Here is a 10,679-nt window from a genome sequence, read left to right as displayed (position 1 = left end):
TAGTTCGGTCTTCTTTTTATAATGTAAACAAATATTCATTAGTTTACTTTCAAATATCTTTAAGAAATAGTAAGTTTTATTTTGTTTATTACGTAATTTCCGTTGATATAAAGTATCATGACAGGCTGTTGGTTAAAAGGTGTGAGCATGTTGTTAATTTGAAAATACCCAAAAAAGGGAAAAAATCTTAAGCATTAAAAGCCGTATAAAAGAGGATGTTGATTTTATGGAGAAAAAAGGTAAAAAAATAGGTAGTATTTTATAATTATAGAGTATTGTTATATATATAGATTTCGAAAATTTTATATTTTATTTCATTCTTAATTTAAGGGGGATTTTATTTGAATATTGATTGTTTTATTGAATTTTTTTTAGTTCGAAATTTGGATGATGTAAAAGGAAAGGTTTTATTAAAATCTTCAAAAAGGGAATTAGTACAGGAAGGAATAGTATCTAGTAATTGGAAGGGTCTTAATTTAGGGGATCGTTTTGAATTGATAGATTATCCTAATAAAAATGATTTATGTATTTTAAGGGTTATGGAAATCGAAGATTCATTTAGTAGTAATTTAGAAAAAATAATTAAGGTAAGATATGTTGTGGTTGTTCATGATGAAAATCCAGAGTCTGCTATTAGATCTGAATTTTCATTTAAGCTATAAAATTAAAGAGGAGTAAGTTAATGAATATTGAAAACGAAAGCAAAATTTTTTGTGAAAGATGGAATGAAATATTAGAAATTGTAGCTAATTTTAGAAGGAATTCTTTAGGGAATTGGGTATGGTTTCGCGGGCACAATGATTGTGATTATAAGTTAGATTCAGGATTATTTCGTGTTTATGACAATAGTAATAAACTTGGTTTAAATGATTATTTAAGAATAGAACAGCGTCTAGGTGTTAATTTTAAAAATCAATCTTCTTCTTTTTTAAAAGAGGATAATTGGAATATGAAATTTTATATGCAACATCATGGTTTGAAAACGAGATTATTAGATTGGACAGATTCATTTATTACTTCTTTATATTTTGCTTTTGATGGATGGGATTATGATAGTGAAAAAAATGCATGTATATGGTTATTAGACCCACATGCTTTGAATCTTTATTTTCATAAATCTACTTCAATTCTGACAGCAGAATCTCTAATCTCCATTTATGGAGACAAAGATATAGCTAGAATATTTTATGAAAAAGAAAATAAACTTAATAATTCCTTTGCAATGTATCCTTCAAAAAATAATCCAAGGTTGTTATTACAAAATGGCTTTTTTACTGTACAAAGTAATAGTTTAAAGGATTTAGAAACAGAGATAGATTCAGTTTGTCTTGAACATAAAAGCAAAATTCTAAAAAAAATTATTATATCTCCACATTTAGTAGAGAACGTATATGAATATTTAACTATGAATGGAATCAATCATTTTACTGTATATAATGATATAGATGGATTGTCTCATTATTTAAATGTTGAATTAACTAATAATATTTATAATGAAAAATTGAAATATATAGCCAAATTTAATGGTAAAGCTAAATTAAATAGGTAATTTTTAAATGAGTGATAAGGTGGAGAATAAACGGTAAGTGTCAATGGTAAGCGGACTGGAATGGATCAGCGTTTTTTACTGATCCATGAAAGGAGCATTAAGGAATTGACACGTGCAGCTGATTCTTCACCCTCTTGGCATTTCCTCAAAACGAACCGTTTTGGGGATGCCAACCGGCGAGGGAGCCCCTCAAGGATTGAGGGGTTGGGGAGTTCGAATGATGGGGTCTGGGGAAGAGTTCCCCAGTGGGTTTGGGCAACGCCCAAGGTATTGTTTTTGCCACGTGTAATGTGGCTCGGCAAAGCCGAAAAGCGTCGCAGACCCCTATCGATTTTGATGCGAAAGCGTCAAAATACGTATAGGGTTACGTCAATTGACACAATTTCGTCGCATTGCTAGACTTATTGTGTCAATTAATCTAGGGAAAGTGGTGGCACTTTATGTTGTTCTCTATCTCATTTAATCAATCTCACCAAAGTTCATTAAGCCATAATAACAGAGAAAACATTTATGGGAATCCTGGTATCGATCTATCCAGGTTAGACGAGAATATCTACTTTGTTCAAAAGGATATCCGGATTGTATACAAGGATGTCTTTCAAAAAGCGGTGGACAAGTATAATGAGAAGCAAAAACGAAATGACCGTAAGATTCAGGACTACTATGACAAAATACATAAAAATGAAAAGACACATGAGCAACGAGAATTGGTTGTAGCGGTTGGAGAGGGTAAAGATGACCCAAAGTATAGGGAAGCTAAAAAAGAAGCGTTAAAACAGTATGCGGAGGCGTTTCAAGGGCGAAATCCAAATCTAGCAGTCTATAACATGGTTTTACATGATGATGAAGCAAATCCGCATTTACATATTAACTATGTACCGAATTTCGAAAGTAGTCGAGGATTAACGAGGCGTGTCGGAATGGATAGAGCCTTGCAACAACAAGGCGTACAAGGAAAAGGGACGGAGCTAATTGCGAATTGGAGACAATTAGAAACGGCTTATATTGAATCTTTGGCTAAAGAACAAATTCCAAATTTTGAACGTGCCAATGTGGGTTCCCATAAATATATGAAAGTCCGTCAATACAAAGAATATGCTGAAGCAGTTTCTAATATAGAGAATCAATTTACCGAGATAAGCAAGCGATTGCCCAATAATAAAATTACGCTAAAGACCAAAAAGAAAGAGATCAAGACAGAGGTAAAACCAAAATTAATTGGTAAACCTGAAATCATTGAGAAAGAAACAGGCAATTATGTTTTTTCTCCAAAGCAACTCGAAAAAGTAGAAGAATTAATAACTGCAGCAGTCACTGTAAAAAAAGATTATGAGCGTTTGCAGAATACTGATTTGGTAAAAGAAAATAGGGAATTGAATCGTCAAGTTGATAGTTTGTATGATTCTTTAAAAGAATCCCAAAAGATAAATTTAAAGTTAAAAGAGGAAAATAGAAATTTAAATACTGAAATAGGCTCATTAAAAACTCATATAAAGGATTTGAAGGAGAATATAAGAGTTTTGTATCAACAGACGAAAAAAGCTTTTAAAGAGAAATTTAAGGTGTTTAGTGGAATTATTAAAAATGAATTGGATAGGAAGGGAATAGATAATCAATTTGAACGTGAACATAAGAGAGAAATGAGAAGACATCAAGATTTTGATAGGGAAAGATAGGAGTGATAATGATAAAAGCATTGAATTGCATGAGTTTGAAGAAGAAAAAGAGGATTGAATGTTGTGCTTTTGTAAGAGATGGAAAGCTTTAACAAGGTGTTTCATGTTATTATAGAGAAAGACATACAAACGAGAAAAACCGCCCAAGCTTTGGACGGCAAGGCGGTTTTTCATAATAAGGTTGGAATCAACCAATATATATTCTATATACATTCTAACATATAAAAGTTGATTCCTTCCACTAAGGGAGAGAATTATTTTATGACAAAAGTTGTAGATTTTGGACAAGCTGAAAAAAAAGCGAAAATAAGAGATAGTAAGATTGATAGCATTTATGACCAGTTGCAAGCCGGTGGTTACTCAGAAGAAGAGAAAACAATGCTCTTGCAGTTATTAAGTAAAACAACTGGTGGAGATGAGTATTTCATAGGGAAAAAGAAAAAACCTACAGATCGGGTGAGGTTTGTGCAGCTAATTATGGATAACGTTAATTATCTTACTGAAATTGAGTATTTGAGTAGTAAGGAAGAAGCATTTTTATTTAAACTTGCTCCATATGTGGAATTCAAAACTAACGTTATTATTCAAAAAATTGATAAGGATAATGTAGATACAAGCACTCCAGCATCACCTACATATTTAGCCGAACGTTTTAAAATGGCAAGAAAAAATGTTTCTTTAACGATGAATGGTTTATTTAAAAAAGGGGTTCTAGGAGTTGCAGCAGCAGGAATAACAACAGAAGATGGTCGTGCATGTACAAGTCGTACATGGTTTGTAAATCCTAATATTATGTGTTGTAGTCCTAAAGATGGAATAGATAAAGCAACTCAACATATTTTTAGAAATTCATTAAGGAACTTTAAAATTGATGAGTCTAAGAAAAAATATAAATTACCAATATACTTATTTTAGATGTCAAATTCTCATTGACATCTTTTTTTTATTATGTTTTTCCTTTTTTTAGGTGTTACTTTTTTGTAACACAGGTGTTACGAAAAAGTAACACCTCATAAGCTATAAACCCTTGGTATTACTGGTTTTTTTTATTTCCTCTATCTCACTCTTATATATAGGGCTAAAAGTTCCGCAAGGAACGGGTCGTATTTTTGAGAAAATCACTCAAAAATCTCCACCCACAGAATCAAAAAGTCGGTTCGTTTATCCTCACCTAAAGGCTATCGCCTTTTCTTTTTGATTCTGTCCTTGCAAAACTTTTTTCGGCGGGTTTTTAGCTTTCGCCAAGCCGAACAGACCAAAAACGGGGTTAAGTTGCTCGACTTGGACCAGCAATTATACCCGCCGAACCGCTAATTCTATCGATTTAAATAATAAGCTTATTCCATATTCAGTTACGTTAAGTTCCTAGGGGCTAGCCCCCAGACCCCCAGCCAGCACTCACACCCAAAAACAGGGGAGAATAGCATGATAAAACATTTTTACATCTTAAAATCACGTTATTATAAAGAAATTTGGTAGTCTTTAATTAGCCTTTAACTTAACCTCAAACTTAAGGGAGATGTATAAATGAACATTGGTAGACAGATACAATATTTTCGTAAACGGGATAATATGTCTCAAGAGGAGTTGGCAGAAAAAATTCATGTTTCCAGACAATCTATTTCTAATTGGGAAAATGAAAGAAACTATCCAGATATTCATAATTTATTAATGATGAGTATTCTTTTTAATGTCTCCCTGGATGATTTAGTTAAAGGAGATGTAAAGATCATGAAAGAAGAACTTCAAAAATCAACTTTCTTTAAGTGGAGTTACATCATGTTAGCATTAATGATTATACTTCCTATTTCTCTTGTACCTGTATGTTACTTTTTTGGTTATTATGGTTTTATAACACTTTTGGTACTTTCTATTTTTCTTATGTTTGCATCATTGAAAGTTGAAAATATAAAAAAAGAAAACAATTTAAAAACTTATCGTGAAATAGTTGATTTTATAGAGGAAAAACCTGTAAGTAAAGTAAAGGTTGATAAAAAAAATAAATTATTAAAAACAAGTTTGATTCTTTCAATTCCTTTAATCAGTTATATTCTGGTTTATTTAGGAATGACTGCGTTTGGAATATAATTTAGGAACATTGTTTTTAGAAAACTATTAAAAGTCCTCCAGATTGTTTAACTGGAGGACTTTTATGTTTACATAATTATCGTTATCAGAAGTTGTTTTTAGTTGATCAGTTCTTATATTTTATAATAGTGCCATTTGTATCTTTGAATTCTAAAACAGTCGTAATAAAATCAAAAGACTTTAAATCATCATCTAATTTATTAGGAAGGATCACGTACCATAAACTCCATCCTTTGTACTTTGTTTCGTTTGGTAAGAATTTATCTAAATCTACAATATGTCCTGGGGTAGACTCATATGATACCTTGCTAATAGATGGGTTTTTAAGATAACCAGAAATAACTTTTCCATTTGATATTCCCATAGTAGGTGATATACCAGAATCTTGTACTTCTAACTCACTTACATTTGTTGCTCCTGTTATCCCACTAACAGTCCATTTTCCATTTTCTATTTCTAAATCTGCTATTGAAATGTAATTATCAGGTGTAACAAAAAAGGCTATTTTTTCATCTATTTTTATAATACTTTTTAGAGCATTATATTTATCTAGCTCTGTATTATTTGTTGGTTTTAACCCTTGTTTTAATGCTTCTTGTTGCGTGTTGTACCCTGTTGAAATTGAACAGCCACTAATGATAAGAAATAGGGAACCTAATATAAGATGTTTTCTTAGTTTTTTATACAAAATTTTTCCCCCTTTTTACATTTTGTTAAAATATGGATTTATTATATTCTATCACGAAGAAATTAGAATAAGTCGTACATTTCTTGATGTATACCATATTCATATGAGGTTAACATAACGTAACATTATCGGTAGCAAATACTTTCATAGAATCCTTGTATTTACAAGGATTCTTCTTTTTTTGTCTGTTTATTTGGTATACAGGATTTTATACATATTTGATGTAACGGGGATTCTAGCGATTCCCACTATTCTTTTTTTGTATAAAATCTTGTATAAATAAAAAAAGATTTTGATGTTATTATCGAGAAGTAATACATATCGGTGGTAAAATCGGAATGTATTTCGAAATTAAATCGTTTTTAAAATCGGTTGTTATATCGGTTGTAAGTACATTCCGATTTTGATTGGAATGTTGATTTAATTGTGTTTATTAAGTGAAAAACGTATTCCGTTTTTGGGGGAGGAATGAAAATTGGAACTAAAATCGGAAATGCATACACCGAAAATTGTTGCGGATCTTTTAGGGATCACACCCGATTTGCTAAAGGTATGGTCAAACGAATTTAACATACAAACGGAGCGAAGCCAGGGAGGGCATCGTAGATATTCGAAGGAGAATATAGAAGAATTAAAAGCAATAAAAGAAAAAATACAGATGCAAAAATGGTCTTACGATCAAGTTCGAGCATGGCGAAACGGAGAACTTGATTCGTTTGTTTCAAAAGAAGAAAAATCAGAATTAGAAAAGAAATTGAATGAAGTATTAGAAAATCAGAAGTTACAAAATCAATTCAATCAAGCACTTGTTCAAAAATTACAAGAAATTACGAATGAATTGGTTACGACAAAAGAACATTTAGCGAATACGGAGAAAAAGTTAACTGAAGTAGAAGGTAAAAACAGTGAATTAGAAGTTTTTATAGAGAAGAAGTTAGAGAAGCGAGATCAGTTATTGCTTGAAAACATTAGAAATATGCAGAAGGAAAATCAGAAACAAAAACGGAAAGGTTTTTTCGGTTTGTTTAAAAATTGAATGTAGTTGTTATTTTTAGTAAGGCTTAATTTAGGTAATAGAAAAGTAGAAATTATAGCATACATACAATAAGGGAATGCAGTATAGATCAGTCTACAAGCATTCCCTTGCTATAAAGATGTTAATAATATTTTAATGCTGTAGTTACTATATATGCCATGTATAGCAACGATAAAAAGATAAATATATCTAATGTTAAAAATATGTATAATATTATTCTTATTTTTTTAGATGTATCATTTTTAATCATATATATAATAAATAGCATTGTAGTAGTTTGGAATAGCATGGTGAAAAATAAAAATGTAATAGCAAACACCATATTTCCTGGTGTAAATCCTGTATTCATAATGAGTAGAGAACTAATTATATTAAGAATAAGCGTAGTTAGTATAAAAATATATTTGTAAATGTTTTTAATTTTGATCGCCTACTTTTTAATTTTTTAGTTGGTAATACAGCTGTTTATTTTTATGGTTATATATAAGTATTTTTTTATTGTTTTCATCTACAATGTAAACATCTTTTTCTTCCCAATCTATTCCATGGGGTATGTCTTTTTCAATTGAAAATAAAACATCTTTATTTCTAAATGGAATTGAATTTCGATTAGCATGAATGTTTATTTCATGATCTTTTGTTTCAATGCTATAATCTCCTGAATAATTGGAGAAGAACGGTGTTAATTTACTATAAATATATAGAATTTCTTTTTTATCGCTTTCTTGATAAAAGTGCGAATTAATAATCTTTAGATCAGATGTTTTTATGTCTTTTGGCATAAGTAAAAAGGCAATGAGACAATAAAATATAACAACAATAGTAATTAAAGAATATATGTAGAGAGAGGCTATTAATAAATATCTTTTATAATTGCTTTGTTTTATTATCTGACTTTGCAAATTTGAATCCTCCTTTAATAAAGAATCAATTGAAACATTAAATAGATTGCTTAAGGCTAATAAATTGGTTAGATCGGGAAGACTTTTTCCTAGTTCCCATTTAGATATAACTTGTCTTGAAATAAATAATTGGCTGGCTACATCTTCTTGTGTCATGTTATTTATTAATCTTAAATGTTTTATTTTTTTTCCAATGTCCATATATGTACCTCCTTTAATTACTTTAATTATTTTAATGTTAAATAGTAAGAAACGCATCGTAGCGTTATAAAAAAGGCATGCAATGATCTGTTGCGAGAGGCTTTTATTATAAAAACAGCGTAGAAAAAGATCTAGTTTTGACTAGATCTTTTTCTACGCTGTTTTTATTTAAAATATTATTTGATTTTTTGTTATTAGGGGTCCCGCCAATAAGGGAATGCAGTATAGATTAGTCTATAAGTGTTCTCTTATTTATACTTATGAAATTTTTTTATTATCTTTTTTTATAGTAGTATTTTCATAGTTAATATCACTATCTAATTTTTTTGGCGGTTTTTTTCTAATATTAATTAATTCAGATATAAGGGGTATCATATATATAACCCCAGCAATCATAAATGCAGTCTGAATGTTAACTTCGTTGTATTGGGAAAACTCTAGGAAGGGTTCTATTTCTTTATAGAAAATACCTACCGTTATTAGGAATACTCCTGGAATAGCAGCTAAAATCGAAATCGATTTTGAATTATAAGGATCTAATAATATTTTTATTAAGCGAGATTTTTTTTCGTTTTTATAAGGTATTGCTGAATTTCCATTACTCCAGTTTAAAAGGCCTTTTGGTAATCCTTTAATTGATCCTTTAATTTTAGGATTCCATTTCCAATCAGTATGTAATATTTCTAAAGTTACACCATCATTAGGATCCAAGTAATCAAATGTTAATAAAGCTGTATTATTAGATTTTGCATTTAAAAATGAGGTGAATTTATTAACATCTCTAGTTTTGTTAATAATATTTAAGCTTATAATTTCTTCATTTTTATCTATTTCTAATCTTAAAGTATCATCATTTACAATGTCTGATCCATTTATAGTTTCTTTTCCAACATTCCAAATGGTAATTTTAGTCATTATAACTCTAGGAACTTTTTTTCCTTTATAAGTTATTTCGATTTCGTTAGGAGTAATACTATCTGTACCTATTACCTTTAGAGATTTACATTGGTACACTAGTCTTTTTTTTGCTTTAGATGCTATAAGGGTTGTTATCAAGGCTATGATTATACCTAAGATTCCTATAAATGAACCAACCCAACCTTGATTAAAAAAGTCAAATATGTTTTTCATCGATTTACCTCTTCTATAAAATAAATTAATATTACAAGGAATATATTAACATATTATCGAATATATATTATTAAATTTAACTAAATTAAATAAAGAATATATCAAGGATATTATCTTTTTCTTCTTTATTAATTCCAATATATTTAAGTGTAATTTTGGGTGTACTATGATTGAGTATTTCTTGTAACATGGCCACATCTTTTGTTTGTTTATAGAACCAATAACCGAAGGTTTTTCGCATGGTATGGGTCCCGATAGATTCTATATCCGCAAAATCTCCGGCTTTTTGCAATTGTCGATAAGCCTGAATCTTACTAATCGGTTGATCTCCTTTTCGGGAAGGGAATAACCAGGTACTTTCTAGTGTTTGGCTATAAGAGTATACTTCATCAAAAATAGAAGTAAGGTTAATCATGCGTTCTTTCTTCGTTTTTCCCTCTTTGATTTTGAATTCTTTTCTCTTTTTTCGTTTTAACTTTAATATAGTTTGTGTTTCGAGTTGGAGTAGGTCACTTACGCGTAGTCCGGTATGAATGCCAATAAGAAAGAGAATATAGTCTCGTTCGGAACAGTGACGCTTTAGGGACCATTTCATATCTTCGATCTGTTCTTTGCTACGGATAGGTTGGACATCAATGAGATGTGGTTTTTTGTTCATGGATTTTAGACCTCTTATTTTATAGTGTTTTGAATGTATACTTTTGTTGTATAAATTGAAGATATCAGGGGAATTGGTCAGAAGTCAATGTTTTAAAGGGTTTGAATGTAAACTTTTATTTAAAAGTTTACATTTGATAAAAGTAAAAAAGATTCCTATGTTTATGGGATTCTTTTTTTAGTTTCTGATAATATTGTATTAATTGAATGTAAAGAGGGATTTAGTAAGGATTTGAATATGTGAACTATTAGTTTACATGTATTAGATTAATGGTTTCTTTATTAATTAAGGGTTTATATGTAATGATTTCTTAGAGGTGAATAATATGAATTTAGGTTCGCAATTGAAAAAGTTTCGTGAATCAAAAAGCTTTTCACAAGAAGATGTAGCTCGAAAGGTTGGAGTGACTAGACAAGCTGTTTATAAATGGGAAAGTAATAAGAGTTATCCTGATATTGATAATTTGATTTTACTTAGTGACTTATATGAAGTAACAATTGATGAGTTAATAAAGGGATCAGGGGATGCTAGAGAGGACTTAGATAAAAAGGATAAAGATGATTGTGAAGATGATGAGGGAAATGATTTTGGATTTTTTATAGGTATTGTTCTTATATTTGTAGGGATATTTATTGGTATTGAAGGGGTTTCTTTATTTATAACTATATCAGGGATGCTAATAATGGTATTTTATAGTGATGTAAAAAAAGTAATTATTAATGAATTTAAAATAAAAAGAAGACCGAACTA

General features: G+C 29.9%; 11 protein-coding genes. 7 read left to right on the top strand and 4 right to left on the bottom strand.

The genetic code is table 11. The features are described from left to right. The first annotated feature begins 341 nt into the window (after positions 1 to 341). The 5 genes from DM800_RS28325 to DM800_RS28300 all read left to right on the top strand — a co-directional run bounded on the left by DM800_RS28325 (position 342) and on the right by DM800_RS28300 (position 5,313). The gene (locus tag DM800_RS28325; protein WP_147788151.1) at positions 342 to 662 is read left to right on the top strand and encodes a hypothetical protein; all 321 of its coding nucleotides are present in this window, start codon (positions 342 to 344) and stop codon (positions 660 to 662) included. A gap of 20 nt (positions 663 to 682) precedes the next feature. Continuing rightward, on the top strand, positions 683 to 1,549 hold the full coding sequence (locus tag DM800_RS28320; RefSeq protein ID WP_147788150.1) for an FRG domain-containing protein: 867 nt from the start codon (positions 683 to 685) through the stop codon (positions 1,547 to 1,549). A 440-nt stretch (positions 1,550 to 1,989) separates the two neighbouring features. Next, positions 1,990 to 3,225, top strand: coding sequence for a plasmid recombination protein (locus DM800_RS28310; RefSeq protein WP_147788149.1), 1,236 nt, complete (start codon positions 1,990 to 1,992; stop codon positions 3,223 to 3,225). 261 nt (positions 3,226 to 3,486) lie between these two features. Beyond that, positions 3,487 to 4,140, top strand: coding sequence for a MarR family transcriptional regulator (locus DM800_RS28305; RefSeq protein WP_147788148.1), 654 nt, complete (start codon positions 3,487 to 3,489; stop codon positions 4,138 to 4,140). Between the two features lie 612 nt (positions 4,141 to 4,752). After that, positions 4,753 to 5,313, top strand: coding sequence for a helix-turn-helix domain-containing protein (locus DM800_RS28300; protein ID WP_147788147.1), 561 nt, complete (start codon positions 4,753 to 4,755; stop codon positions 5,311 to 5,313). Positions 5,314 to 5,419: 106 nt separating this feature from the next. Here DM800_RS28300 and DM800_RS28295 read toward each other — a convergent pair whose 3' ends face one another. Further along, a complete protein-coding gene (locus DM800_RS28295; RefSeq protein ID WP_147788146.1) occupies positions 5,420 to 6,001 on the bottom strand; it encodes a hypothetical protein in 582 nt (193 codons plus the stop codon). 475 nt (positions 6,002 to 6,476) lie between these two features. Here DM800_RS28295 and DM800_RS28290 point away from each other — a divergent pair, with 475 nt between their 5' ends. Then, entirely contained in the window at positions 6,477 to 7,037 is a 561-nt protein-coding gene (locus DM800_RS28290; protein WP_147788145.1) for a MerR family transcriptional regulator, read from the top strand. 437 nt (positions 7,038 to 7,474) lie between these two features. Here DM800_RS28290 and DM800_RS28280 read toward each other — a convergent pair whose 3' ends face one another. From DM800_RS28280 to DM800_RS28270, 3 genes are all read right to left on the bottom strand, one after another. Continuing rightward, positions 7,475 to 8,140: a helix-turn-helix domain-containing protein gene (locus tag DM800_RS28280; RefSeq protein WP_147788143.1), complete on the bottom strand. Its 666-nt coding sequence runs from the start codon at positions 8,138 to 8,140 to the stop codon at positions 7,475 to 7,477. A 258-nt stretch (positions 8,141 to 8,398) separates the two neighbouring features. Further along, positions 8,399 to 9,271, bottom strand: coding sequence for a hypothetical protein (locus DM800_RS28275; protein WP_147788142.1), 873 nt, complete (start codon positions 9,269 to 9,271; stop codon positions 8,399 to 8,401). 85 nt (positions 9,272 to 9,356) lie between these two features. Beyond that, positions 9,357 to 9,929 carry a tyrosine-type recombinase/integrase gene (locus tag DM800_RS28270; protein ID WP_147788141.1) on the bottom strand — a complete coding sequence of 191 codons (573 nt, stop codon included), beginning with the start codon at positions 9,927 to 9,929 and terminating at the stop codon, positions 9,357 to 9,359. Between the two features lie 325 nt (positions 9,930 to 10,254). On the opposite strand from DM800_RS28270, the gene DM800_RS28265 reads away from it, so the two are divergent. Further along, the coding region (locus DM800_RS28265) for a helix-turn-helix domain-containing protein (RefSeq protein WP_147788140.1) at positions 10,255 to 10,679 on the top strand (425 nt) is incomplete at its 3' end.

Source organism: Bacillus sp. AY18-3, from assembly GCF_008042305.1.
GTDB lineage: Bacteria > Bacillota > Bacilli > Bacillales > Bacillaceae_G > Bacillus_A > Bacillus_A wiedmannii.
Note: the sequence above shows the minus strand (reverse complement) of the source record. Positions and strands in the feature narration are given on the sequence as shown.

Excerpts from the sequence above, each read along its gene's own strand:
- DM800_RS28275 (WP_147788142.1), bottom strand. The coding sequence starts at position 9,271 with ATGAAAAACATATTTGACTTTTTTAATCAAGGTTGGGTTGGTTCATTT.
- DM800_RS28305 (WP_147788148.1), top strand. The coding sequence starts at position 3,487 with ATGACAAAAGTTGTAGATTTTGGACAAGCTGAAAAAAAAGCGAAAATA.
- DM800_RS28280 (WP_147788143.1), bottom strand. The coding sequence starts at position 8,140 with ATGGACATTGGAAAAAAAATAAAACATTTAAGATTAATAAATAACATG.
- DM800_RS28300 (WP_147788147.1), top strand. The coding sequence starts at position 4,753 with ATGAACATTGGTAGACAGATACAATATTTTCGTAAACGGGATAATATG.
- DM800_RS28310 (WP_147788149.1), top strand. The coding sequence starts at position 1,990 with ATGTTGTTCTCTATCTCATTTAATCAATCTCACCAAAGTTCATTAAGC.
- DM800_RS28270 (WP_147788141.1), bottom strand. The coding sequence starts at position 9,929 with ATGAACAAAAAACCACATCTCATTGATGTCCAACCTATCCGTAGCAAA.
- DM800_RS28320 (WP_147788150.1), top strand. The coding sequence starts at position 683 with ATGAATATTGAAAACGAAAGCAAAATTTTTTGTGAAAGATGGAATGAA.